This window comes from Bradyrhizobium ganzhouense (genome assembly GCF_049949285.1).
Classification (GTDB): domain Bacteria; phylum Pseudomonadota; class Alphaproteobacteria; order Rhizobiales; family Xanthobacteraceae; genus Bradyrhizobium; species Bradyrhizobium ganzhouense.
The window spans coordinates 1699398-1724249 of the sequence record NZ_CP181318.1; the positions used below are offsets into that span (position 1 = coordinate 1699398).

16 protein-coding genes and 9 pseudogenes are annotated in these 24852 nt (G+C 58.6%); 15 read left to right on the plus strand and 10 right to left on the minus strand.

Annotated features, from left to right (window positions below; translation table 11 throughout):
• On the plus strand, window positions 1-297 hold the full coding sequence (locus ACLFLU_RS07990) for a ferredoxin family protein (protein WP_027534368.1): 297 nt from the start codon (window positions 1-3) through the stop codon (window positions 295-297).
• Between the two features lie 214 nt (window positions 298-511).
• Here the strand turns inward: ACLFLU_RS07990 and ACLFLU_RS07995 are convergent.
• Together ACLFLU_RS07995 and ACLFLU_RS08000 are read right to left on the minus strand one after the other, a co-directional pair.
• Window positions 512-1038: pseudogene (locus ACLFLU_RS07995) on the minus strand (carboxymuconolactone decarboxylase family protein).
• Window positions 1039-1044: 6 nt separating this feature from the next.
• Window positions 1045-1599: a peroxiredoxin gene (locus tag ACLFLU_RS08000; RefSeq protein ID WP_426411721.1), complete on the minus strand. Its 555-nt coding sequence runs from the start codon at window positions 1597-1599 to the stop codon at window positions 1045-1047.
• A gap of 807 nt (window positions 1600-2406) precedes the next feature.
• On the opposite strand from ACLFLU_RS08000, the gene ACLFLU_RS08005 reads away from it, so the two are divergent.
• Both ACLFLU_RS08005 and ACLFLU_RS08010 read left to right on the plus strand, forming a co-directional pair.
• On the plus strand, window positions 2407-2649 hold the full coding sequence (locus ACLFLU_RS08005; protein WP_426411722.1) for a hypothetical protein: 243 nt from the start codon (window positions 2407-2409) through the stop codon (window positions 2647-2649).
• Between the two features lie 1254 nt (window positions 2650-3903).
• On the plus strand, window positions 3904-4110 hold the full coding sequence (locus ACLFLU_RS08010) for a cold-shock protein (RefSeq protein ID WP_426413933.1): 207 nt from the start codon (window positions 3904-3906) through the stop codon (window positions 4108-4110).
• 659 nt (window positions 4111-4769) lie between these two features.
• On the opposite strand, the gene modC is transcribed toward ACLFLU_RS08010, so the two are convergent.
• From modC to ACLFLU_RS08030, 4 genes and pseudogenes are all read right to left on the minus strand, one after another.
• On the minus strand, window positions 4770-5891 hold the full coding sequence (modC, locus tag ACLFLU_RS08015; protein WP_426411723.1) for a molybdenum ABC transporter ATP-binding protein: 1122 nt from the start codon (window positions 5889-5891) through the stop codon (window positions 4770-4772).
• Window positions 5888-6290, minus strand: a pseudogene (locus tag ACLFLU_RS08020) (molybdate ABC transporter permease subunit); the annotation flags it as partial. The pseudogene ACLFLU_RS08020 and the gene modC, both read right to left, overlap by 4 nt.
• A 546-nt stretch (window positions 6291-6836) precedes the next feature.
• A pseudogene (locus ACLFLU_RS08025) lies at window positions 6837-7024 on the minus strand (IS630 family transposase); the annotation flags it as partial.
• A gap of 37 nt (window positions 7025-7061) precedes the next feature.
• The gene (locus tag ACLFLU_RS08030) at window positions 7062-7487 is read right to left on the minus strand and encodes a helix-turn-helix domain-containing protein (protein ID WP_426411724.1); all 426 of its coding nucleotides are present in this window, start codon (window positions 7485-7487) and stop codon (window positions 7062-7064) included.
• A 264-nt stretch (window positions 7488-7751) separates the two neighbouring features.
• Between ACLFLU_RS08030 and ACLFLU_RS08035 the strand changes: the two are divergent.
• Window positions 7752-7802 (plus strand): annotated as a pseudogene (locus ACLFLU_RS08035) (hypothetical protein); the annotation flags it as partial.
• 58 nt (window positions 7803-7860) lie between these two features.
• Window positions 7861-8045 (plus strand): annotated as a pseudogene (locus tag ACLFLU_RS08040) (alanine dehydrogenase); the annotation flags it as partial.
• A gap of 271 nt (window positions 8046-8316) precedes the next feature.
• Here ACLFLU_RS08040 and ACLFLU_RS08045 read toward each other — a convergent pair.
• Together ACLFLU_RS08045 and ACLFLU_RS08050 are read right to left on the minus strand one after the other, a co-directional pair.
• Window positions 8317-10035 (minus strand): MFS transporter, encoded by a 1719-nt coding sequence (locus ACLFLU_RS08045; RefSeq protein ID WP_426411725.1) that lies wholly within the window; start codon window positions 10033-10035, stop codon window positions 8317-8319.
• Window positions 10036-10629: 594 nt separating this feature from the next.
• On the minus strand, window positions 10630-11106 hold the full coding sequence (locus ACLFLU_RS08050; protein ID WP_426411726.1) for an Lrp/AsnC family transcriptional regulator: 477 nt from the start codon (window positions 11104-11106) through the stop codon (window positions 10630-10632).
• 192 nt (window positions 11107-11298) lie between these two features.
• Between ACLFLU_RS08050 and ACLFLU_RS08055 the strand changes: the two genes are divergently transcribed.
• From ACLFLU_RS08055 to purU, 5 genes and pseudogenes are all read left to right on the plus strand, one after another.
• Window positions 11299-12777: an NAD-dependent succinate-semialdehyde dehydrogenase gene (locus ACLFLU_RS08055; RefSeq protein WP_426413934.1), complete on the plus strand. Its 1479-nt coding sequence runs from the start codon at window positions 11299-11301 to the stop codon at window positions 12775-12777.
• 10 nt (window positions 12778-12787) lie between these two features.
• Entirely contained in the window at window positions 12788-14188 is a 1401-nt protein-coding gene (locus ACLFLU_RS08060) for an aminotransferase (protein WP_426411727.1), read from the plus strand.
• 159 nt (window positions 14189-14347) lie between these two features.
• Window positions 14348-15214, plus strand: a pseudogene (locus tag ACLFLU_RS08065) (bifunctional 5,10-methylenetetrahydrofolate dehydrogenase/5,10-methenyltetrahydrofolate cyclohydrolase); the annotation flags it as partial.
• Window positions 15215-15903: 689 nt separating this feature from the next.
• Window positions 15904-18411, plus strand: a complete 2508-nt coding sequence (locus ACLFLU_RS08070) for a GcvT family protein (RefSeq protein ID WP_426411728.1) — start codon at window positions 15904-15906, stop codon at window positions 18409-18411.
• 88 nt (window positions 18412-18499) lie between these two features.
• Window positions 18500-19335, plus strand: a pseudogene (gene purU / locus ACLFLU_RS08075) (formyltetrahydrofolate deformylase).
• 133 nt (window positions 19336-19468) lie between these two features.
• Here purU and ACLFLU_RS08080 read toward each other — a convergent pair.
• Entirely contained in the window at window positions 19469-19945 is a 477-nt protein-coding gene (locus ACLFLU_RS08080) for an Lrp/AsnC family transcriptional regulator (RefSeq protein ID WP_426413935.1), read from the minus strand.
• 830 nt (window positions 19946-20775) lie between these two features.
• On the opposite strand from ACLFLU_RS08080, the gene ACLFLU_RS08085 reads away from it, so the two are divergent.
• The 5 genes and pseudogenes from ACLFLU_RS08085 to ACLFLU_RS08105 all read left to right on the plus strand — a co-directional run.
• Window positions 20776-21105 carry a transposase gene (locus tag ACLFLU_RS08085; protein WP_426411729.1) on the plus strand — a complete coding sequence of 110 codons (330 nt, stop codon included), beginning with the start codon at window positions 20776-20778 and terminating at the stop codon, window positions 21103-21105.
• A 90-nt stretch (window positions 21106-21195) separates the two neighbouring features.
• Window positions 21196-21549, plus strand: coding sequence for an IS66 family insertion sequence element accessory protein TnpB (gene tnpB, locus ACLFLU_RS08090; RefSeq protein ID WP_426411730.1), 354 nt, complete (start codon window positions 21196-21198; stop codon window positions 21547-21549).
• A gap of 70 nt (window positions 21550-21619) precedes the next feature.
• A pseudogene (locus ACLFLU_RS08095) lies at window positions 21620-22084 on the plus strand (IS21 family transposase); the annotation flags it as partial.
• Complete coding sequence (gene istB / locus ACLFLU_RS08100; protein WP_426411731.1) at window positions 22081-22893, plus strand: IS21-like element helper ATPase IstB; 813 nt, start codon at window positions 22081-22083, stop codon at window positions 22891-22893. The pseudogene ACLFLU_RS08095 and the gene istB, both read left to right, overlap by 4 nt.
• 130 nt (window positions 22894-23023) lie before the next feature.
• Window positions 23024-23478 (plus strand): annotated as a pseudogene (locus tag ACLFLU_RS08105) (IS66 family transposase); the annotation flags it as partial.
• A 175-nt stretch (window positions 23479-23653) separates the two neighbouring features.
• Here the strand turns inward: ACLFLU_RS08105 and ACLFLU_RS08110 are convergent.
• Window positions 23654-24766: an IS630 family transposase gene (locus tag ACLFLU_RS08110; RefSeq protein ID WP_426413936.1), complete on the minus strand. Its 1113-nt coding sequence runs from the start codon at window positions 24764-24766 to the stop codon at window positions 23654-23656.
• Window positions 24767-24852: the final 86 nt, after the last annotated feature.

Here is a 24852-nt window from a genome sequence, read left to right on the forward strand (position 1 = left end):
ATGAAGGTCGAGCGATCAGTGCGTGTCGAAGACAAGTTATTTTGCAACCGCTATCTTGTGGACGCCGGACGGCCCCACATTAAGGTGCGCGCACACACCAAGCCCTCGCCGCAGCTCCTTGCGCTTTTGAAAGCCTGCCCTGCGCGCTGCTATGACCTCAATGACAAGGGCCAGGTCGAGGTCACCGTCGACGGCTGCATGGAGTGCGGCACCTGCCGCGTCATCGGCGAGCCCACCGGCGACATCGAATGGGGCTATCCGCGTGGCGGATATGGGGTGTTATTCAAATTCGGGTGAGAGGCCTACGGTTGCCTCCGCGTTATCGGTAAGGCGGAGAAGATCTCACGGACAGAGTCATTTGGCTGTACCTTGCGCGCCAGAGGCCGAAAGTCGACTGACGTTCAAATATTCGGATGCAAGGGCACGCTCGGCGAACTCAGCTCATGAATAATGGGCGTCCACCCCGCGCCTGGCCCGGGAGGGGCGAGGCGAAGGGTGCGGGGAGGGTGGATTACTCCGCCGCTTGTGGCGTACCACGCCCTGCCGGCTCGATCGCCACCGCAACTGACTGCACGACCGCGGCAAAGGGCACGGCCGTTTGAATTGCATCCAAGCTGACGCCGGATTGCCGCAGCGCCTTCTCATGGACGTCCATGCAGGCACCGCACCCATTGATTTGCGCTTACTGCCAGCGCCCACGAAATCCGTTCTGTCCACGGTCGGATTGCCAAGCCAATTCATGCGAAGCCGAGCGGGCGTTGTCTTGTATTCGGAATTGGAGGCGAGATGAACAAATCGGTAGTAGACGTTGTTCAGCACCATGACGGACCCTGTGGATTTCGCCGCCTCGACCGCCGCTGGCGCCATCGCCACGCCTGCGGCGGCTTCCATTGCGGCAGTCACAATCGGATTGCGGGTCCCGATCGCTCGCTAGTGACAGCTCATATTTGCTCTGTTTCGTCCGTCATCATCGACGCCAGGTTGAGCCTGACATCCTTCGAAATCCGGAATCTGGTCTTTCAACTGGTCGATCGACATGTCCCCTCAAGCAACTTTCAGTGTCTCCCCGCCGATCTCGCGATTGCAGGGGCAGAGCTCGTCAGTTTGCAGGGCGTCCAGGACACGTAACGTATCCTTCGGGCTACGGCCGACATTTGGATTCGTGGCATAGACATGTTGGATGGTATTCTCAGGATCGACAATGAAGGTCGTGCGATGGGCAACGCCCTCGGCCGAGCGGCCGCCAAGACCGTCGACGAGCGCGCCGTCCGTGTCGGCAAACTGCCAAATCGGCAGATGGTGCAGGTCCTTGTGCTCGCGCCGCCAGGCAAGCTTGCAGAACTCGTTATCAGTCGAGCCGCCGAGCACGACCGCACCGCGATCGGCAAAATCTTTGGATAGGCGGGCGAACTCGGCGATCTCGGTCGGACAGACAAAGGTGAAATCCTTAGGATAAAAGAAGATGATTTTCCATTTCCCAGGAAAGCTCCTTTCCGTCAGTGTCTCGAAGGCGCTCTGTCCCTTCTCTTCGTGCAAGTGAAAGCCGGGCTTTACGCCGGTGATTTGGAACGACGGCAATTTACTTCCGATTCCAAGCATTTTATCCCCACTCGTGTGCTTAGGGCGAACCCAGTGAACTGCATCAGCGAAGCAAACGATGTGCCATGAGATCGTTCGGCTGTCGCTCCTACAACATTCCTTTCGTGGTTATGACGGCTTCAGGCCATGCTGCGACAAAGGCTGTGGCTCCTGAATTCAACTGTCCTGGACCAGGAGATCCGGAGAACGAAGATCTATCGCGAGCTCCGCCGAGAGCACGCGACCAACAGGACGGGCGCCCGGCCCCACTCCGTGAGCAGACCCGCGATGATGTCTACGGCGAGAAGCAGAATCAGGCTGGAAGCAAGGTCCTGAGCTGGTCCACGCAGCAATCACTACGGCTGGAGTTGCAGCCCAGGGCAGGAATTGTGACTGCAAAAAATCCTCGGGCGATCGAGGTCTCTCAACGCTGGGCACCTGGGATTTGAGCTGCAATCCTGCGCTCAGGTTGCGCAGTTGAATGAAGCGGTGCCATCCTCGTCTACTCTGCCTGTAAATGACAACCAGGCGAATTCTCGATGGGCCTTTCATCCAAAGTCTCGGGGGGAAACCTGAGCATACCGGAGGGGATGATTCCGTTCTTGTGGGAACATGAAGTGCGGCCGACTGAGCTCAGGCTAATAGGCATACCTTTTGCTATTGACGATGAGCGATACACGTCGAGTCCGTTCGGATGACGGCGCCTTATATCTCATTCATTATTCTCGCTGGGCAATGCACTTGGCCTGGATCCGAATGAGCCTGCCCATACCCCAGCCCAAACCAGATGTCGCGCAGCGCTATCGGCATAGGAATCAGGAGGAATAGATGATCAAGGCAAGGAAGGAAAGGGTCCGCGAACTCATTCGGTCACTCGAATCGGTCAAGGTGCGAAGTCGCGCTCCCGGCGAAGAAGAGAGTACGTTCGAAGGCAGGTCGTCCTCCTTCGCGGAGACCCAGTCTAGTAAGAACGATGCAGCGCTTTCCCCGCGCGAAGCTGGCGGCGACATCCAGAGCGCCATCGATCACATGAGCGTCGCTGTCGGTGATGACGGCCATGTCGGAACTTAAGGCAGCACCCAAGTGATCCCAATCGTTGCCGTCCTGTCAGGCTCACGCGCAATGCGCTTCTCATGAAACGCTGGTGAGCAGCCGAGGCTAGAATGGCACGCTCCGGCGCCTCGCGCGGCTGGCGATTTGACGCTTCGGGCAACAGGCGCTCGATCTGCCGCTAGGTTGTTTGCCCAAACTGTGCCCCGGAGAACGGCAGTGAACGACGCATTGACCCAGCCGTTGACGGCGGATCCTGTCGAGATGCTGCAAGTTCTTGAGGGGACGAGCGATCGAGGACAGACCGGTTGATGCGGGTAAATCACCCTTTATGGCCCGCGACAGTCCGCGAGTTCCACCACGAACGAACGGCAGCGCATGTGCGGTACTAGGCCGATCGAAGCTGAGATCACATTGGCCATCGTTCGGCTATCAACGATGTGTCCGACCCGCTACTCACTATGTTCGGAGTCGCAACAAAGACTTGGCCGTAGCAGTGTAGAACCTGCTGCCGCGGAGCGGCTACGCTCGATCGCTACCGGCGCTCGCGCTGGCGATTGTGGAGCACTTTTGGGAAACGAGATTAGATGCGGAAGCGCTATGACGCCAACGTCTATGGCGTTGCTGTTCTCGTCGCCGTGCTCACCGGCGTACCTTTAAGCGGAATGACCTCGTGATGAGCCGCCAGGATCCAGCGGGTCGGCCAGCCGCTTTTGTTGAGAACGGTCCAGATCTTGCGAACCCAGGTGAATTGCGACGCTCGTCATTGTGTCTCCAGAACCTCGGGGCGACGTCGACGACCTGAATTTCCGGTTCGACGATGAAGTTCCCGGATTGAGGTGCGAGCGTGACCGGTCTGTTATCTTCACGACTCTTGATCCGCAGGCGCAGCAACGAGCCGATGAGATCGGCCGGAGCCGTACCCGCAATGCGTATTAGTTCGGGGACGGTGCCCAGACGTGGCTCAGGGCGTCGATAATCGCCGTGGCGGGTGTTCGGAGGTCTCGGAGCAACTACAATGCTGGCCTCAATCCGGCTGGGCTTTTATTGCAGAACGCCATCGCCCCCATACAGAATACGGGTTGGCCCGCCTGTCCTCCGGTGTGTTGTTCGGGGGCGCGACCAGTGCAAATCACAAGGCTGGCTCAAAGCTTGCAACAGGCGAGACGAAGCCGGACACATGGTACGGCGCGGGGCACTAAACCCCGCCGGTCACGGCGCCGGCCGTCTGCGCTCATGGAAGCTCGAGTCTGAGCACTGTTGGAGTTTGTGAAAGTGGCAATAGGCTTTGTGAAGTGGTTCAATCCTGAAAAGGGGTACGGATTCATCAGGCCCGAGGACGGCAGCGCTGACGTTTTCGTTCATATATCGGCGGTTGAAAAAGCGGGGTACAAAACTCTAGCTGAGGGCTCGCGCGTGAACTACGAGCTCGTCCCCGGCCGCTCCGGCAAGACGTCGGCTGAAAACCTTAGTGTTGGCTGAAGCCGGACCTCTGCCGTTGTTAGGCCAGCGCATCGGGAGGGGAGCCTGGTGTGCCACCCTTTCAGTTCAACTGACGTGTAGGTCAGGCCCCTTGGACCATCTGAAGCTGCTCGATGATCCATCCTCCTTCATGAAAGTCTTGGAGCCTCAGTCCGTCCAGCCATTCATGTTGGTCGATTGACCAACGCGAAAAGAAGTCACCTTCGATGGTACGCGGCGTACGCCGGAGTCGAGCGCACCGGGAAAGTGGTCGTGATGCGACACGCTTCTGCCTTTGAAGCAGCATCCAGCTTGCATGCGTTGGACGATGTGCTTGAACGAGCAGCGTTGAGCGCTGATCCGTCAGCAGATTAGCTTGACCGCTCCAGGTAAGGCGACCGTAGACGTCCGCCGACAGTCGCAGGTCTCGGGATTATAGATGAGGCTCGATCGAGTTTGATCTTGATGACAGGGAATGCCTATCGCATTGCGCTTCCTCTTGGAGATTGGGCCGAGCAGGGGGAGAGCGGCGACACCCGATCGATCGCGCGAGAGTCTGAGCTAGGTCCGCGAGCGCCAATCGGGATCATGTTCCAGACGGTCGAGGATTGCCTCGACGGAAATTGGGGGCGGGCCATGTGAGGTTCGCCATCAATATCTTGATTTTCTATTGGCTAGTTTCAAGCAGCGACGCTTGCCTGTCCGGAATTTCTTGTCGACCTGGAGATCTCTGGGGCTTGCGATGGCGCTTCAGCGGCCGCCGAGACGAGCGAGATGTGCTTGAGCTGGGCGAATACGTCCATTCCGTCCTTAAGCCGTAGCGCATCAAACGAGTAACGCGTGATGCGCGCCAAGATCTCTGAACCTGAGCTACCAGTGCCAAGCGCAAGCACCAGAGTGATCTCGGATGTCCCGAGCGGAAAACTGGCTTTAACCCGTGCCGGGAAGAAATTGATGATGGTGCTTGAGCGCACCGCCTCGCGCGAGACGCTGACTGCGATGCGCAGCCGCTGGTGCATGCCGGGTGCAAGCGGCGCCGCCGGCACCAAAAGGCGTGCAACTTTGAGACCGAGGATGAGTAGCCCATAGCGCCCGTCATAGCCGCCGACCACGGCATCAAGACTGACGGCGGCTTCGTGACCCGCCGCAAGGGGCAGCGCCAGATCACTCTGCAAGGTGCTCAGCGGCCCCGCCGCGGTGATCGCGCCACGCTCCATCATCACGAGGTGATCGGCGAGGTATTCGATCTCAGCCATGTCATGGCTGATGTAGATCATCGGCACGGAGAGCTTTTCATTCAGGCATTTTAGACATGGAAAAATCTCACGCTTGGCTCGGCGATCCAGGGTGGCAAGCGGCTCATCCATCAGAAGCACTCTGGGCTGCGACAATAGCGCGCGGCCGATGGCGACGCGCTGCCGCTCGCGGGCGGAGAGATGCGCTGGCGAGCAGTCGAGCAACGACGTTATGGCGAGCAATTCGGCCACCTCATCAAGCGCAATCGGCCTCGGCTTGCGTTTGGGGGCAGCGCAAAGCAAGTTGCGCCTGACCGACAGATGCGGAAAGAGGCACGGCTCATTAAGGACATAGCCGATCGGACGAAGATGCGGCGCGCGGAACGTCGTCTCGTCCTGCCACACCTCGCCATCGATGGCGCAAAAGCCGGTCGACAAACGCTCGAGCCCCGCAATGCAGCACGCCACCGTGGTCGTGCCGCAACTTGGCGCTCGGAAAATCCCTGCCACGCCTTTGGCCGGTATGCTGAACGCGACTTCGATCCGGCCCGGTCTCGCTGTCCTCACGTGCTCCTCCGTCCGAATTTATCGATTAGAGTCAAGATCAGGATGACGGCAAGGGCGAACATCAACATGCCGCCAGCAACCCAGCTTGGCTCGTGCCAGCGCGATGCTTTGATATAGTCGAAGAGAAAGGCAGGCAATACTTTGGTACGGGCCAGGAATGCTGCCGCCAATCATCAGCACGACGCCGAATGCGGCGACTGTATGCGCAAAGCCAAGCACGACGGCGGTCAGAAAAGCCGGCCGTGCTAAAGGTAGTGCGACCGTAAGGAAGGCATATGGCGGAGAGGCGCGCAGAGTGGCCGCAACTTCCAGCAGTCGGTCGCCCATGGTAGTGAAGGGGTTGCAGATAGGCTGCACGACAACAGGCAGCGCGCTCAAAACCGCTCCGATAACGAGCCCAGGTCATTCTCGATCAATTTGCGTAACCAGAAGCGATTAGTTGAGAGAAATTCTTGAAATGGCGCTGCTTGCGTGGTCTGCCCGAAAGAATTTTCGCTCGTGCCCCAGCACAGGATCGCCTCGGGCCGGCTCTTCTGCGTTAGCGGTATTCCAATCGCTTTGCTGGGCATCGGCGCGTTCGTGGCGAGGGCCACGGTAGTGTTCGCCACTTGCGGATTTCAAACCACAAGAAGCATCAGAATTGAACTAATAATGCTAAACTGGGCAAGCGTCATCGAAAACTCCTGACATGGGGCGCATGCGGCCTCTTTTTGGCTGCCGCGGCTCTTCTCCACATCCAGCAATCTGCGTGCCGTTGCGCGCTACTTGATGAAGACGAATCAACCACTCGTGCCGGCTTCGCCTCTGTAATGGACGAACGGCCTCGTCGCATTTCCGACATCGGCGGCTCTAACCGCACGCTGACGGTAGACAAAGATAGCGTCTTAAGACGATCGCGGCCCCCTCTCTTGTCATTGTGGGAACGTCTGCTGGAAGATGATGATGTGCTCTATACAGAGATGTGGTGCCATGCCTTTTGTAGTCATGCTCCTTCGGGCCGCTTGGCCGGGGCGCATCGGCAGCATCGGCTGACTGCGGTCCAGCGCCTGGATTTGCGACTTATCGTCCACGTAGAGAACGATGGCGTGCTCTGGCGGCGAGACATAAAGTGCCACGACATCGCACACCTTGGCCCCACGAAGTTTGGATCACTCGAGAGTTTGAACGTCTTCATCCGATGGGGCTGCAGTACAAAGGCCCGCCAGACGCGTTGCACCGTCGACACCGACAATCCGCTGGCCTTCGCCATGCCACGGAACTCCAGTGTGTGGCGTCCTCTGGAAGGCTCTCAAGCGTCTTCACGATCACGGCTTCAATGCGGGAGTCCTCAATCGTGCGTGGCGCCCCGGAACGTGGCTCATCATGCAGCCCGCCCACGCGCCGCTCCACAAAACGCCGACGCCATTTGCCTACCGTTGACCGGTCCAGGCCCAGCTTGGCCGCCACTTCCTTCTTCTGACCGCCTTCCGCGCAGGCCAGCATGATCCGGGCACTCAGAGCCAGCCCCTGCGCCGTCTTCCGCCGCATCGTCAGCGACGTCAGTTCGGCATGCTCATCATCGCTCAGTATCAGGCCAGCAAGTTGCTGGACCTCCATTGCAGGCTCCGTCGCTGGTTGCCTCCATTCTTGGCACAGCGATGCGAATCGACTGCGAATCTATGAAAGCGAACTTGTGACTCGGGACACTAGCTGCCAAGCTACTCTGAGCCGAGGATCAGGTCGACAACTCCTGGAAAGAGTTGTTAGGGGCAGCTGGCTTTTGACCCTGCTCCCCGTCGGCACCGAGATGAATTCGGGGGGCGAACATGGATCCAAAACAAGGGCCTGACTGCCGCGCTTCGCCGCGGAGCAGCCGAATCGATTAATCAAACAGGCCAGCCTCTGGTCCGCCGGAGTCTCAACGTCCAGCCGATGCTGACGATCCGTCGGGGATTCCCGTTGCGGATATTCGTCAATCGCGATCTGGTGCTCGAGTCAGGCGTTGAACAGCGCGATGCTGCCGTTTGGCTTGGCTCTCGCCAGCAAGGGATTCGCGGCGATTCCCGAAAATCCACATCTTCGCGCAGGCCTGAATGTCTATCGAGGCCGAGCTCACAAGGTTGTGGCAGCTAGTCTCGGCTGCCATTCTCTCCGATCGAACAGAACGCGGCCTGATCACCGAGGCCCCGCACGGACGTTTCCTCCCTGGCTTGGGGGCCACTCCTCAGAGTGGTCCGCCTTTTTTGGGACCCGGAGTTCCTATCAAAGCGGGGTCGACTTGCGGAAGCCTGGATGTCAGCATGGTTGTGGAGGCCGTCTCGGGCTCAGAAGTGGCGCCGCCACTTCCGGCGAAAGATCGTGTCGGCTCTGGCGAACATCAAACGCTGGTTTCAGCTTCATGCGCTGGCTGAGGCGCCGCGAAACCCTGCGTAAAACGTCATCGTCATCAGGGACGTTTTGGCTCTATTCTTGACCACGAATCTTTCCTCTCACCTCTGCCGCAATCATTGGGCAAGACCTCATTCGTAGCTCTATCCGGCGATTCATCCTTCCACCGCACCGACCCGAAAGGCCGCTCCAGCATGCGTCTGACACGCACGGGCTCAGGACCTATGTGGAAAGCAGCAGCCTTTCGGTCGAGTGCGCGTTCAGAGTGGGTCGCGCGGTTGCGCTGGCGTAAGTAATCGAGCCATGTCGGGCAGTGGTACCTTTCTGTCCACAGCTCCGGATCTGCAATGTCACGGGCGATCGACCAGCCATAGGCTCCGTTGCGCTGGCGAAATCGCTGGACCTCCTGCATCAAGTTATGGAAGGGACGCGCATTCTCCTGCGCGACGCGATATTCAACCTCCACCACAAGCGGTCCGCTGCGTCCGGTCAGCGCCAGCCGAACCTTCGGATCTTCAAGCATCTCGGGCTCTTCTCCCCGCGCTCTGATGCGCGGCATGGGCAGCCAAAGCCCGAGGAGAGGCGATGCAATCAGCAAGCTTGCCGACACTAAGAGCGCCACGTCGACCCCAGCGACATCTGTCACATGGCCCCAAGCCCAGCTACCGACGGCAATCCCGCCGGAACTAGCCGCCTGATAGGCCGCAAGCGACCGTCCAGCCACCCAGCGTGGCGCCGACAGCTGCACACCAATGCTAAACAGCACCCATGTCATCATCCACACAGCGCCCGCCAAGACCAAGGCGATGGTCGTGAGAACTGGCTCGCGGCTTAACGCCACTGCGACAAGCGCTCCGCCCATCGACACAGCGCAGGCACGGATCGCGGCCTCGCCGCTCATCCGCTTGCGTACCTCGGTAATGTTTAGCGCGCCAATCACCGCGCCGAGGCCAAAGGCGCTGGCCATCATACCGTATGTTTCTGCCCCTCCGTGCAGCAGATCGCGGGCGACCAGCGGCATCAAGGCAAGGATTGCGCCGCCCATCATACCAGTGACCATGGAGCGGGTCAGCACGATCTTAATTGACGGCGAATTGATGATGTAGCGCACCCCGGAAAGGATTGCGCGCTTGAGTTTTTCAGGTGGAAGCCGCGACGGCTCAGTGATGCGCTTCCACAGAAACAACGCAGCTATCAGCGGCAAATAGCACAGAGCATTAAGGGCGAACGCAGCCACTACGCCCACGCCGGCAACGACAACGCCGCCAATCGCAGGGCCGACGCTCCGTGCGATATTGTAGCTAATGCCGTTAAGCGCGACAGCCGCTGGCAGCGCTTCCGAAGGCACCTGCTCGCTAACCGAAGCTTGCCAGGCTGGTCCCATCAGCGCCCAGCCGCTGCCGACGGCAAAGCAGAGTGCAAGCAAGACATTCGGTGTGACCAAGCCCAGCCAGGCGAACGTCGTCAGTGCTGTCGCGCCGGCGAGCGTGATACCCAGCGACACCAGTACCACTATGCGCCGATCATGCATGTCGGCCACCGCACCGGCCGGCATGGAAATCAGCATGACCGGCAGCATCAGTGCGGTCTGCACCAGCGCGACTTTGTCGGCCGATGATGTCATCTGTGTCATCGCCCAAGCTGCGCCTACGCCCTGAATAAGAATACCAACGTTGGAGAGCAAGCTCGCAAGCCAGATGCGGCGGAAGGTTGGCAACCGTAACGGAGCGGTGATTCGATCGGCGACGACTGTCTGGGGCTTTGATGGAACCGTCATCTCGGCTCCAGTCTAATTTCCGACCGATCCCTGTTGAACCAGATCAGCCATCGTCGGTGAGAGTTCGCGGGCTTAAGCGTATTCTCACCCTCCTCTGCTGTGCACAGTGTGGGTCTCAAATCGTCACGACGCGGGCAGTTTTCTCGAGAGATACCTGCCAAGAGGTAATGCCGATCTTGTGCGCGAACCCTCGTCTTGCGGCCTGGAAGGCCGAGCGGTAGCCCCTCGTCGCCGCGGCTCATAACCTGCTTGATGTTGACTTCACAATTGAAGCCGCTCGCATAGCGGGTGGACATGGCGGTGATATCTAGGCCTGGTGCGGCGAGATCGCTTCCGTCAGACGAATCTCTTGGTCAACCCGATTTTGTGCACGTTTGATTGTCTTGTCGGGGCACTGAATTGCGCAACTGGACGATACCAGATATTTGTGGAATTGATGGTCTTTCGAAAACTGATCTGAGAGAGACACTTTCCTCACCTCAAATGTCGACAGCGGCATAGAGTAAATTAGAAAGAGCGCAGCTTCTGCGCGTTATATGCGAATGAGCGATGAAAAAGTGCGCGAACGCAAGGTTCGCTCGCTGAGCACCGCACTCACTCCTCGGCAGGAGCCTCAATCGGAACCGCAAAACCCGACTTCACACGGTCCATTATGACCATTGTCTTCACGCCCTTGATGTCCGCGTTCTCATAAAAGAATCGTCGCGTGAACTGTTCATAGTCTTCCATGCTTTGTGCGGTAACGTAGAGGACGAAATCCGAATCGCCGGTCACGTAAAATCCATTGACAACCTCGATTGACGATTTGATCGCCTTCTTGAACCTATCGATGATATCTGAGCGCTCACGTTCCAGACTCACCAGCACAAGCATTTGAATAGGTCTTCCTACGGCCTTTGGCGAAACAATCGAGACATCGGCTTCGATAATGCCTTCCGAGCGGAGCCTCTTCAGCCGTCGTTGACACGCTGTCGCAGAAAGTCCGGCCAGTTCGCCGATCACCTCGGAAGTTAGGCGGTTGTTCTTTTGCACGATCTCCAAGATCCGGGCATCTATTCGATCGTAGTTCATGATCTCTCTCCAGCCTTCGGGTGTGCTTCGCCGCAAAATGCCTGTGTTGTGCAGGAAATCCTCCCAACGACAGGAAAATGCGATGCAAATCAGTTCGCGACATCAGTATCCTGATTGCAGAGGCAATTTCAACAAATGACGCGCTTGGACACTCCAATGGCCCATCAAACCGTTCGGCACCAAAGTTCGCATTTGGCTGGCCTCGCTACCAAGCACCTGCAACATCTGCACCGTCGCGATTTCGTTGCGGGGGCTGCGCTCATCGATGGCCGATGGATTTCTGGCGAGCAACGAGATGTTGTGGTCGATCCGGCGACGGGGGAGGATATCGCGGATGTTGCTCATTGCTCTGCCGCGGATATGAACCAGGCGATTGCGGCAGCTGAACGATCGTTTCCCGCGTGGCGAAGACTCTTGCCGGCAAGGCGCGGGGCGATCCTTAGGTCTTGGGCGTCGTTGATGCTCCACCATTCGGAAGAACTCGCCATCCTCGTGACGAGCGAGCAGGGCAAGCCACTCGCCGAAGCCCGCCATGAAATTGCATACGGTGCCGGATTTATCGAGTGGTTCGCTGCAGAGGGCGAGCGCACCTACGGAGAGACTATCCCCAGTCATAAGCCTGAAAGTCTGCTTCAAGTCCGAATGCAGCCCATTGGTGTCGCAGGGGCCATCACTCCGTGGAATTTTCCTGTCGCCATGATTACGCGAAAGGCCGGAGCTGCTCTTGCGGCCGGGTGTCCGATGATCGTGAAACCTGCTCCCGAGACGCCGCTCTCTGCTCTCGCCGTGGCTCGGTTGGCCGAGCAAGCCGGTGTCCCGCCTGGCGTTCTTCAAGTGCTTACGGGCAATCCGATCGAACTCTCGACGCCACTGTTGCATGACAAAAGAATACGGGCTCTGTCCTTTACAGGTTCTACGGAGGTGGGGCGTCAACTACTGGGGGGGGCGGCCGAAACGGTCAAAAAGGTGTCACTAGAACTGGGCGGACACGCTCCCTTCCTCATTTTTGATGATGTCGACCTTGGGCAGGCTGTTAGGGGTGCGGTAGCCGCGAAATTTGCGACCTCGGGTCAGGATTGCTTGGCCGCCAATCGCATCTACGTCCAAAGACGCATCTACACTGCTTTTGTCGAGGCGTTTGCCGCCGCAATCGCCCAGCTCAAAGTCGGCCACGGTCTAGACCCTGCAACGGAGATAGGCCCAATGACCAAGTTAACGGTCGCAAACAAGTGCAGGACCCAAATCGATGATGCAGTGAAGAAGGGAGCGCGGGTTCTCTTCACTCATCAGGGCGCCGCGCTAGGGCTCAACTTTGTACCTCCGACGTTGCTAACCGATGTCACGGAAGAGATGCTCATTGCGCAGGAGGAAACATTTGGGCCGGTAGCTGCTGTACTTCCGTTCGATTCCGAGGAAGAAGTTATCAGCCGCGCCAACGCAAACGAGATGGGGCTGGCGGGATACGTCTACACAGACAGCCTACGTCGAGGCCTCCGACTTTCTGAGCAACTCGAGTGCGGCATGATCGGCGTCAATACGACGTCCTTCACCGGTCCTCCTATTCCCTTCGGCGGTTGGAAACAATCTGGGCTCGGTCGCGAGGGTTCGCGGCACGGTTTGGCGGAATACATGGAGCTGAAATACGTTTGTTTTGGCGATTTGGCGGCTTAGGAGAAGCTGTATGATAGATATCAAGACAATCGCTGAGCTCGATCGCTCCAGTGTTCTGCATCCTTTCACTCAACTCAAGGACTTTGCGAAAGGAAAACTCGGCGATCCTACGATCGTCACAGGCGGCCAAGGGATTCGCATTCAAGACGCCCAGGGACGTAGTTACATCGATGGTTTTGCCGGACTCTATTGCGTTAATATTGGCTACGGCCGCACCGAGGTGGCGGAGGCAATCGCGCGGCAGGCTTACAAGCTCGCATACTATCACACGTATGCGGCCCACACGAGCGAAGAGCTGGCGATTCTCTCGGGTCGTCTCATCGAAATGGCACCAGGCAAGCCAAGCAAGGTGTTCTTCGGACTATCCGGATCAGATGCCAACGAAACGCAGGCGAAGCTCGTCTGGTACTACAACAATCTACGCGGGCAGCCGAAGAAGAAGAAGATTATCTCTCGCGAGCGAGGATACCATGGCTGCTCAGTCATTTCGGGTTCAATGACCGGGATGTCGTTCTACCATGACCATATGGACCTTCCCTTTCCGGGCATTTTGCATACCGGCACGCCGCACCATTATTGGGGTGCTGAGCCAGGCGAGACAGAAGAATCCTTTTCTCGCAGGCGTGCCGCCGAGCTTGAACAATTGATCGTGCGAGAGGGGCCGGAAACGGTCGGTGCTTTCATTGCCGAGCCGGTGCTGGGTACCGGGGGGATTACACCGCCTCCCACCGGCTATTGGCGAGAAATTCAAGCTGTACTCAAGCGTTACGACGTTCTTCTGATCGCCGACGAGGTGATCTGCGGCTTTGGTCGAACCGGCGCAGACTTCGGAAGTATGCTTTATGGGATTGAGCCGGATCTGGTGACAGTCGCGAAAGGTCTGACGTCCGGCTACGTACCGCTCTCGGGAGCAATCGTCGGTGAAAAAGTTTACGCGGTTATGGAGGAGGCTGCGGATCGTGTCGGCGCGTTTTCACACGGTTATACTTATTCCGGCCATCCGATAGCGGCCGCTGCTGCCAACGCGGTTCTCGACATTTTCAAGAGCGACCGATTAACCGAACGCGCGAGGATCGTCGGATCGCACTTCCATAGTCGACTCAAGGAGCGTTTTGCTCAAATGGAGATCGTTGGCGAGGTTCGAGGTGTTGGCTTACTCGGCGCCATAGAGTTCGTTGCAGATCGCCAGACAAAACGGCGCTTTGATCCTGCGCTCAAGGTGGGAGCTCGCATTTCGAAGGCTGCTCGTGATCGTGGGCTCATTGTACGAGCAATGCCGCATGGAGACATTCTGGGATTTGCTCCGCCTCTCGTTGTAACCGAGTCTGAGATAGACGAGATTGTTGATCTGGCCTATCGAGCGACCAAGCAAGTAATGGACGAACTTGCGATAGAGTCAGCAAGCGCTTGAATGTGGAGGCCAGTTTGGCGCAACCAACGCCAAACACGTAGGTGTGGACGCATTTCCCTTGCTAATAGCGCGAGCCGATCGGAAAGAATACGGCTCGCGCGTCCCTTGGCGTGCTGTTGCAGCTTCTTGCTCCGGCGTATCGCATCCTCAAATATGATCATGAATGCTATCCGAATCGACGGAAAGGCCATCGCCAAGCTCCTTCGCGCTCGCATTGCGCGTGAGGTGGCGTTGCTCCAAGCCGAATACAATGTCACACCGGGTTTGGCCGTGGTGCTGGTCGGAAATGACGCGGCCAGTTCGGTTTACGTGAAGACAAAATCTAGGCAGGCCCAAACCGTAGGCATTAAGTCACGACAGTTCCTGCTGCCAAGCAATGTCCATGAAACCGTGCTGCTGGAATTGATCGGTCAGCTCAATGCTGGCGATTCCATTGATGGCGTCCTCGTCCAGCTTCCCTTACCGCGGCACATCGATCGTTGGCGCGTACTGGAGGCCGTCGATCAGCCAAGGACGTGGACGGCTTCCATCCCTACAGTGGGACGATTGGCCGCGGGTCGGCCAGCTCTCGCTCCTTGCACTCCGCTTGGGGTTGTCCATCTGATTAAGACCGTCGTGAGCGACTTGAATGGACTTGATGTTGTCGTCATCGGTCGCTCCAACATCGTTGGAAAACCTTTGGCTGTTTTGCTCGGCGATGCCGGATGTACCGTGACAGGAGCGCAGCTGCAGACGCGAAACCTGCCGGACCTCTGTAGGCAGGCCGATATTGTCGTCGTTGCCGCCGGTTGCGCAGGACTGGTCCGGGGCGATTGGCATAAGCCAGGAGCGGTTGTCATTGATGTCGGCATCAATCGGACGATCGATACGACTGGCACTGTCAAGCTTGTCGGAGATATTGCTTTCGCCGAAGCGAGCACGCGCGCGAGCTACATAACCCCGGTGCGTGGCGGTGTCCGGCCCATGACTGTTGCTTACTTGCTCGCGAACACCGTTAATGCTTCCGTTTCCCGGCGAGGCTTGTCGTTGGTGCTCAATCCCGAGGCCCGCCACCTTTTGCCATCGTCGACGGGGACCACGCGGGAGCAGGTCGATCTGCAGCGGGCAACTTAAGCTGCACACAGCCGCTCGATTAGAAGAGCCGTTGCGAGGGCATTGAGCAAGACCGAAGGATGCATTCGGCTCAGCATCTATCCCTTATCATGTCGAGCCGCTGTCCGCGCTTTTCTTTTCTTGAACGTGTCGACGCAACAATTTTCTGCATTTGTCGCCAAGGGCCGCCTTGGGGCTTTGCGCGCTTCAACCCGAGGCTAAGGACGCAAAACCTCCGCTTTCAGGTATCAGGCGCAGAATTTCTTTTCCGCACAGGGCCACATTAGCGAAATTCAGATCCACGGGCCGATATAATTTTGGCCAGAAACGACGCTTCCAGCTGACTAGTCCGCCATCAATGTGCGCGTTGGGAGATCAAATTTTGCATAGTTCCGCACAGTCTACGCGCTCGAATAGGCACGCCTCGTTCGTAAGCGGCATCCAGTACCAGGTGCAACCGTTGCGACCAGGCGCCGATGTCGGCCCAATGGGTCGTGAGACGACGGAACCGACAATCGAATCGCATATCACGACCTGCCACGCCGCCACCCCTAGAGCGATATCCGCTTGTCCATCCTCGGCTTCGCTCAGATCTGCTTGAGGCCATTGTTTTGAGTCCCAGAATGCAAAGCAAGCTGCCCACCCATGCGGAATTCGTCATCATCGGCGGTGGCATTATTGGTCTGTCCATTGCCTATCACCTCACGCGGCTTGGACATCGCGATGTCCTGCTGCTCGAACGCGACCAACTGACCTGCGGGACGACTTGGCATGCCGCGGGGCTCGTCACCCAGCTTCGAGCCAACGAGAACATGGCGAAGCTGGCCCAGTACACCGCGGGCTTGTTCCGTGAGCTCGAAGAGCTGACGGGCCAGCATACTGGCTTTCGGCAATGTGGGTCGATCACCGTCGCGGCGACACCCGCTCGGCTAGAGGAGTTGAGGCGAGGTGCCTCCATGGGGCGCTCCTTCGGACTCGATGTCGAGATCATCGACGCCGCCGAAGCCAAGAGACGTGTACCGTTGCTCGATGTAGCCGATGTACTTGGCGCGGCATGGATCGCGTCCGATGGTAAGACTAATCCGGTGGACACAGCGCGCGCGTTCGCGACCGGCGCGCGGCAGGGTGGCGCAAAGATACTGGAGCGCGCGCCAGTGATGCGCATCGTGGTCGAAAAAGGCCGGATCGTCGGCGTCGAGACGGCGGAAGGGATCGTTCGCACCGAAAAGGTTGTCATCTGCGCCGGGATGTGGAGCCGAACATTGGCTGCCGATGTCAATTGGACAGTGCCGCTGCACGCGGCGGAGCATTTTTACGTCGTGACAGAGGCCATGGCGGGCTTGTCACCCGATACTCCCACCGTGCGAGATCTTGATGCGTGCTTCTACGCAAAAGAAGACGCGGGCAAATTACTGGTCGGCTTCTTCGAACCGAAGGGCAAGCCCTGGGGCATGGCGGGGATCCCGGGTGAGTTCAGTTTCGATTCGCTACCCGACGACTTCGAACATATCGAGCCTCACCTCGCCAGTGCCGTGCGGCGCATGCCAGCCCTCGAAAATGTGGGGCTGCAACTCAGTTTCAATGGGCCGGAGAGCTTCACGCCCGACAATCGGTTCTTGTTAGGACCTGCCCCCGATATCGCTGGCCTCTATGTGGCCTCGGGATTCAATTCATGCGGTATCGAGTCTTCCGGCGGCGCCGGCAAAGTGATGGCCGAGTGGATGTCAACCGGCATGCCCGCTAACGACTATTGGGAGATGGACGTCCGACGAGCGATGCCATTCCAGCGCAATCGGCGATATTTGCACCACCGAGCAGGCGAAGCGGTCGGCCTCCTTTACGCTCTACATTGGCCTCACAAGTCACCCGAGACGGCCCGTAACGTACGCGTCTCGCCGCTGCACGATCGTCTAGCGGCCGCAGGCGCGAAGTTTGGCGAGGCTGCGGGCTGGGAGCGGGCGCAATGGTTCGGAAACCCCGAGGAGGCGGCGTACGCCCACGCCACATTTGCTCGCGACGACTGGTTCAAGTCGAGTGGGGCCGAACACGAGGCGACTCGTTCCGGAGTCACGCTTTTCGATCAAACATCCTTCGCGCACCTACTGGTGCAGGGCCGTGATGCGCTTTCCTTTCTGCAGGGTCTCTCTACTAACGACGTTGACGTGCCAGTGGGCCGCATCGTGTACACTCCGTGGCTCAATGAGCGAGGTGGCATGGAGTCCGATGTCACAATCGCGCGAACGGGAGAGGAGGAGTTCCTCGTCGTTACCGCGGCCGTGCAGCTCATCAGAGATCTCGCCTGGCTCCGAATGCATGCCAAAGGTGCCAGCCACGTATTCGTCACGGACGTGTCGTCGGGCTACACCTGCCTCTCTGTCATGGGCCCACATTCGCGAGAGCTCCTCACGCGCGTGAGCCCGGCGGATTTTTCTGAAGCCGCGTTTCCGTTCGCGACGGCCCGAGAAATCGAGATGGGCTATGGGATGGCGCTCGCTTTTCGCATGACCTTCGTCGGAGAACTCGGATGGGAGTTGCACATCCCGACCGACCAGTCGCTCGGTATCTACGATGCGCTGATCGCTGCGGGACGCGATCTCGATTTGCGTCACGCAGGCTACGTGGCACTCAACACGTTGCGCCTTGAAGCCGGTTACCGCGACTGGGGCGCGGACGTAAGTGATGAGGACTCGCCGCTCGAAGCTGGATTGGGATTCACAATCGCCTGGAACAAGGGAAACGATTTTATTGGGCGGGCGGTTCTCGAAACACAGCGCGGGCGGACTCCGCGCCGACGCCTCGTCCAGCTGGCCGCGCCCCGCGCGGTGCCGCTCATGTTCGGAACAGAGCCTGTCTGGCGCAATGGATCGCTCGTGGGATACCTGCGTTCCGCCGGCTTCGGCCACACACTGGGATGCGGCGTAGGCATGGGGTATCTCCACTCCGAGAGCGGGGTCAATGCCGAATGGCTGTCCGAAGGAATTTTTGAGATAGAGATCGCCGGCGAACGGCACGCGGCCATCGCTTCCCTTCGCGCCTTTTACGATTCGAATCGTACTCGAGTGAAGGGCGAGTGGCGGAAGCTTGAAGACCTCATCGCCCCAGAGCTCCTCAGAGCACGCTCTAAGGGATGACGCTCACCTCCTGCCTTCTGCAAAGCAGTTTATAAGGGGCCGCCGTCGGGCGGTTACTCCATGTCCGACCGATCCATGATTCTTCGCTTTGTCCTGCCCGGACCGGCCAGGCATCGTATCGGCGGTCTCAAGCCTTCTGTTTGATTCTGGCTGCAACATCCTCGATGCTCAGCAGTTCGACGATACCGAGGTCGGGCACTTCTTCATGCGCGTCGTCTTCGACCGTCTGGAGAAAGCCAAATCAGAAACGGAAATTGCTGCATCAATCGAGGAGCTCGCTAGGCGTTTCGCGATGACATTTACTTTGCGGCAGAGTTTTGCAAAGAAACGTGTGATGCTCTTGGTTTCGAAACTAGATCATTGCCTAGCTGATTTGCTTTATCGCTGGCGCATTGGAGAGTTGCCGATCGAGGTGACGGCAATCGTTTCCAACCACGGCGCGAGCACCTAGCCTCCACCGATCTTGCCGATTTGCAATTCTACCATTTGCCAGTCACCAAGCAGACGAAGATGGAGCAAGAGGCGCTAATTTGGGAGCTAGTCCAGAAGACTAATACGGAGCTTGTTGTTCTCGCGCGCTACATGCAGATTCTGTCGGACGGCTTCTCAGCCAAGTTGTCGGGACGCTGTATCAACATACACCACTCCTTCTTACCAGGCTTCAAGGGCGCCAAGCCCTATCATCAGGCTCACGAGCGAGGGGTTAAGCTGATCGGCGCGACGGCGCATTACGTAACCTCCGATCTCGACGAGGGACCGATTATAGAGCAAGATGTCGAACGGATCTCGCATCGCGACACGCCAGACGATCTCATCCGCAAAGGCCGCGACATCGAACGGCGGGTACTCGCCCGCGCCGTGCGACACCACCTTGTGGATCGTGTTATGCTGAATGGCAGGAAGACCGTCGTCTTCACTGGCTGATTGAGTCGTGACGTTCCAGGCCGACGACTCGATAGACCAAACGCCGATGCAGCACGAGAGTGAATGAGGCAGTGCGGTGTTTCGCATGCTATACGAAATTGAGAACAAGCTCCCAAAACGCAGACTTCAGCCATCAATCCTCGGACGGAACCTCAATTGGAAGGGCGAATCCCGACTTAACGCGGTCTATTATGACCATCGTTTTGACGCCCTTTATATCCGGGTTCTCATAGAAGAATCGTCGAGTGAATCGCTCATAGTCTTCCATGCTACGCGCGGTAACATAGAGGACGAAGTCTGCGTCGCCGGTGACGTAAAACCCATTGACGACTTCAGCTGACGATTTGATTGCCTTCTTAAACCGATCGATAATGTCCGAGCGTTCTCGCTCCAAGGTTACTAGCACAAGCATTTGAATAGGATTTCCTACCGCCTTGGGCGAAAGGATGGAGACGTCGGCCTCAATGATGCCTTCTGAACGGAGCCTCTTTAGTCGCCGTTGACACGCGGTGGCAGACAGGCCGGCTACTTCGCCGATCACCTCGGAAGTTAGACGGTTATTCTTTTGCACGAGTTCAAGGATGCGGGCGTCAATTCGATCGTAGTGCATAATCGGCTCAACCTTGAGTAAAGACGCCGCAAAATACCTGGCGATGCAGAAATTCATCCGAATGGCAGGAAAGTGCGGCGAAAAACGTCTCCAGCCACTATCCCTAATGGGTTGACAGTTTTCAACGGCCGGGATGGATGATTCTGGGTAAAGCTGGCATTCGATCGTCTTAGAACGCCCCACGTTCGACCTTCGCGCGTCTTACCGAAAGTCCCGGTGAGGAGGGCGGTTGTTTGAGGGCGCAACGCCACATTGGTTAGCTACTTGTAACGGGTGAGGCAGCAATGCGATATTTGACGCGAGGAATCGAGATTTCCGGCACAAGACCGCGCATTCAAGGCGCGGGAGAGAGGTGGAATTTGCTGGGTCACCGCACTCCGGAGGTCGCTCTTGCATCTTCATCTTGGTTCGGGCGGGGAGACAACCAGCAGCGTTGCTGCCCGGAGCTAACACTTTCGGCAAGTTCTGCCTTTATGGTATTATCGCACCAGCGCAGTATTGCAGAGCCGTGCTTTGCTTCTGTTGCTGATGGTGCGTTAGGGCTCAAACTGGCTCGAGACGCGTGGAGTGAGAGCCGTCAGGCGAGTGCCTCGGCTCGATCGCGTGCACTGTGATCGCTTCGGCCGCCGCATAACAATGAGCGTGTAGCGCTTACATGCGCTGATCCTTCCACTTGTGCTCGACGAAAAGCTCGGCTCACGAGGCCGCAAAAACGCGGAATCGTTTTCCGGGTCGCCAGGGGGTTATGATCGTAAGCGCGAAGCCGATACCCTGGCTTCAGAGTTAGAATGAATGTGCGAAGAAGCCTCCGGCTTGGAACGGAGGTTTGGATGGGATTGGACAGCAAAAAGGACGTCCATTTGGACGGCTCACCGGTAGGGCCGGTGAGCCGGCTGGAGGTCCTCGAAGGAGCGTCGGGGCGCCGTGTGCGTTCGGAGGCTGAGAGAGCCCGGATTGTCGCGGAGAGTCTGCTACCCGGTGCCCAGGTGTCCGAGGTGGCGCGCAAGCACGGAGGGACGCGCTGGCAGATTTTACGATTGGCGACGACGCTTTCGACAGCGAGGCATGTTGGCTCCGTGCGAGGCATCGCAGTCGACATTCGCACCGCTGGTCGTGGAAGATGCGTTGGAGGAGCGTCACGTTCCGGCGATCAAGCTTGAGATCGCGATCGGCGATGTCGTGCTGCGGACGGACACAGCCATAGATGGCGAGCAGCTGTGCCGGGTGATCCGTGCAGTGCGAGCGTCACGATGATCGCGGCCGGTGCCGATCTGAAGATTTACATCGCGACACGGCCGATCGACTTCCGCTGTGGCCACGATGGGCTTGCTGCGAAGGTGCAGGAGATGCTTCGTCTCGACCCGTTCAGCGGCGCAGCCTTCGTGTTCCGATCGAAACGAGCGGACCGGATCAAGATTTTGGTCTGGGATCGAACAGGCCTGGTGTTAGTGCACGAGCGTCTCGAAGGTTGCAAGTTCGTTTGGCCAACGATCGCAGACGGCGTGATGCGCATATCGCCGGCGATGTTCGCAGCCCTGTTCGAGGGGCTGGATTGGAGGTTGGTCCGCCCGGAAGAAGAACGGCGTCCCCAGGCGGCTGGATAACTGCGGCAGAATGACTCGGAAGCTATTTTGAACGTGGCACGCGCGGCGGCGATGTGCTCGAAATAGCGCCGACGATCGTCTCGACGTGTTCGTCGGCGGCACCCATCTCGTCACCCTGCCGCGTGGGCGGCCGCATCCCAACGGCAAGCACGACCAGGTCGTCGATTATCGGCACGTAATCCATTCCTTGCGGCGCAAGCCAATGGCGCTGCTCAATCTCGTTTACCGTGATCGGCTGTTCCCGCGCGATGCCTATCGCCGAACCTTCGATCGCTTGCGCGAACGATTGCCGGACAGGAAAGCCTGCCGGCTCATGGTCGATCTGCTCGCGCTGGCGCACGAGCGCGGCTGCGAGGCCGAACTCGCCGGTCAGCTCGCCGCCGACCTCGACACCGGCCAACTGCCCGACCTCGGACGGCTGCGCGCCCACTTCGCGCCCGATCCTGCCTGCGTGCCGCAGGTCATGGTGCAGCTTGCCCCGCCTGCCAGCTATGAGTGCCTCATCGGCGCCGGCCAGATCGGAGACGCCGCATGAACACGGCCAACACCGTCGACACCGCCCGCCTCAATCTGTTGCTCAACGAGCTGCGGCTACCCGCCATCAAGGTGCTATGGCCACAGTTCGCCGAACAGTCCGACAAGGAGGGTTGGCCGGCGGCCCGCTTCCTCGCCGCCATCGCCGAGCACGAGATCGCCGAACGCGGCCGCCGTCGCGTCGAGCGCCATCTCGTCGAGGCGCGGCTGCCCGCCGGAAAGACCTTCGACAACTTCGACTTCGAGGCTGTGCCGATGGTCTCCAAGGCGCAGGTGAGCGCGCTCGCCGCCGGCGATGGTTGGCTCGGCAAGGGCGCCAATCTGCTGCTGTTCGGTCCGCCCGGCGGCGGCAAGAGTCACTTGGCAGCAGCCATCGGCTTGGCCCTCATAGAGAACGGATGGCGCGTCCTCTTCACCCGCACCACCGATCTCGTCCAGAAGCTCCAGGTGGCGCGGCGCGAGCTCAACCTCGAGGCCGCCATCAACCGCCTCGATCGCTTCGATCTCTTGATCCTCGATGACCTTGCCTACGTCACCAAGGACCAGGCCGAGACCAGCGTGCTGTTCGAACTCATCAGCGCGCGCTACGAGCGGCGCTCGATGCTGATCACCGCCAATCAGCCCTTCGGCGAATGGAATAGGGTCTTCCCGGATCCCGCCATGACGCTCGCCGCCATCGATCGTCTCGTTCACCACGCCACCATCGTCGAGATGAACGTCGAGAGCTATCGCAGGCGTACCGCGCTCGAACGAAAACGCGGTCCAGGACGACCGCCCTCGCACGCGACACCAAAAACACTCGCTGATTGACGCTCCGCGACAATCAGAGCCAACAAAACTCTTGCGCGCGACAATCATCGCGGCAATCATCACCTCGCCGCGACACCGACTCGCCATCCTGATTGTCGCGCGCTTCCCACCCAGATTGTCGCGCTATAGCTCATCGCCGGACATCCGGCTGGCCGCGCGCAGGGAGCACTCGCTGCCCATGGTCGCCGCGTTAAAGCCTTGGTTCGAGAAACAGCTGTCGATGATCTCCAGCGGCTCGACGCTCGCCGAGGACATCCGTTACGCGCTCAATCACTGGCAGGGGCTGAGCCGCTTCCTCGAAGACGGGCGCCTCGAGCTCGACACCAACCCGGTCGAGAATGCCATCCGGCCAGTCTGCCTGACCAGAAAGAATGCTCTCTTCGCCGGGCCTGAGGTCGGGGCTGAAAATTGGGCCTTGCTTGCGTCGCTCGTCGCCACCTGCAAGCTCAACGATGTCAACCCGGCCGCCTACATCGCCGAAACACTCGAGCCATTATCGACGGCCATCCCCATAGCAGAATCGAAGACCTCATGCCGTGGCGATTCCGCAAAGCGTCAAGCCTGCGTCCATACGGTGGCGGCTAAGCGCTTACCTATGATCGCGCGGATCAATGAATTTATCGAAGCTATTTCGGGTAAATCAAAGTCATAGGAAGCACGATCGATTCCTTTCGGCAAGGAATTCGCAAGACGATTATGCGCGCGGATCGTTCAAGCGGAGATCGAGGGAGACAAGCAGTTTGGCGCTAGTCACGTGAATCTAAAGTTCGCCACATAAAGTCTGCTGAGCTTTGTGACAGAAGCGTTTGACGGAAGCCAAAATCTGGTCTGCGGACTTGGTCCATTTGAAGGGCTTCGGGTTTCTGTTGTGCAGGTCGATGAAGGTACGGATGTCTGCCTCGAGTTGCCTGACGGATGTGTGGACACCTCGCTGGATCTGCTTTCTGGTGAGTTCAGCGAACCAGCGCTCAACCTGATTGATCCATGACGCGGAAGTCGGCGTAAAATGGAGATGATAGTGAGGCCGGCGGGCGAGCCACGCTTTGATCTTGGGTGTCTTGTGGGTGGCGTAGTTATCCATGACGATATGGACATCGAGGCCTTCAGGAACTTGAGCATCGATCTCTTTTAAAAACTTCAAGAACTCGACTGCCCGGTGGCGCTTACAGCATTTTCCGATGACGAACCCCGAGGCGACATGGAGCGCTGCAAACAGCGAGGTCGTACCATGCCGCACGTAGCTGTGCGTGCGACGTTCCGGCACGCCAGGCATCATCGGCAAGACCGGCTGCTCGCGATCGAGTGCCTGAATCTGGCTTTTCTCATCGATGCTGAGGACAAGGGCTCGGTTCGGTGGGGATAGGTAAAGGCCGACGATGTCGCGTACCTTATCGACGAACAGCGGATCGCTCGACAGCTTGAATGTCTGGCTACGGTGCGGCGGCTGCAAGCCGAACGCCGACCACATTCTGCGGATCGTGGTGTGGGAAAGGCCAGTTTCCGTAGCCATCGAGCGGATCGACCAGTGCGTGGCATCGGCCGGCGTCGTACGCAACGTGCGCTCGATCACGGCAGCAACCTGATCGTCATTGATGGTTCGAGGCCGGCCAGGGCGTGCCTCGTCAAGCAGGCCATCAGAGCGATCCTTCAAAAATCGGCGGCGCCACTTGCCAACCGTGTGTTCGTGGAGGCCGAGTTCGGCAGCCACAGACTTGCTTGGCAATCCATCCGCGCATCGTAGGATCGCGCGGCATCGCTCAGATAGCGACCGCGCAACACGATGACGACGAACTTGCCTCTCCAAGTACGTCCGCTCCTGCCGGCTCAGCACCAACGGCGCGATCGGCCGGCCTCTCACACCTGCATTCGCCAGAAGCGCTCTCTTCTATAGAGGTTCGAGCTATCAACTAATGTGACGAACTTGCGTTCCAGATGACTAGTTGCCCATGTATGATCCTG

What these genes read in the sequence shown, in the direction of transcription:
- ACLFLU_RS08080 (WP_426413935.1), bottom strand. Translation starts at nt 19,945, where the DNA reads ATGCACTACGATCGAATTGACGCCCGCATCCTTGAACTCGTGCAAAAG.
- ACLFLU_RS08070 (WP_426411728.1), top strand. Translation starts at nt 15,904, where the DNA reads ATGCAAAGCAAGCTGCCCACCCATGCGGAATTCGTCATCATCGGCGGT.
- ACLFLU_RS08045 (WP_426411725.1), bottom strand. Translation starts at nt 10,035, where the DNA reads ATGACGGTTCCATCAAAGCCCCAGACAGTCGTCGCCGATCGAATCACC.
- tnpB (WP_426411730.1), top strand. Translation starts at nt 21,196, where the DNA reads ATGATCGCGGCCGGTGCCGATCTGAAGATTTACATCGCGACACGGCCG.
- ACLFLU_RS08000 (WP_426411721.1), bottom strand. Translation starts at nt 1,599, where the DNA reads ATGCTTGGAATCGGAAGTAAATTGCCGTCGTTCCAAATCACCGGCGTA.
- istB (WP_426411731.1), top strand. Translation starts at nt 22,081, where the DNA reads ATGAACACGGCCAACACCGTCGACACCGCCCGCCTCAATCTGTTGCTC.
- ACLFLU_RS07990 (WP_027534368.1), top strand. Translation starts at nt 1, where the DNA reads ATGAAGGTCGAGCGATCAGTGCGTGTCGAAGACAAGTTATTTTGCAAC.
- ACLFLU_RS08050 (WP_426411726.1), bottom strand. Translation starts at nt 11,106, where the DNA reads ATGAACTACGATCGAATAGATGCCCGGATCTTGGAGATCGTGCAAAAG.
- ACLFLU_RS08005 (WP_426411722.1), top strand. Translation starts at nt 2,407, where the DNA reads ATGATCAAGGCAAGGAAGGAAAGGGTCCGCGAACTCATTCGGTCACTC.
- ACLFLU_RS08085 (WP_426411729.1), top strand. Translation starts at nt 20,776, where the DNA reads ATGGGATTGGACAGCAAAAAGGACGTCCATTTGGACGGCTCACCGGTA.
- ACLFLU_RS08030 (WP_426411724.1), bottom strand. Translation starts at nt 7,487, where the DNA reads ATGGAGGTCCAGCAACTTGCTGGCCTGATACTGAGCGATGATGAGCAT.
- ACLFLU_RS08060 (WP_426411727.1), top strand. Translation starts at nt 12,788, where the DNA reads ATGATAGATATCAAGACAATCGCTGAGCTCGATCGCTCCAGTGTTCTG.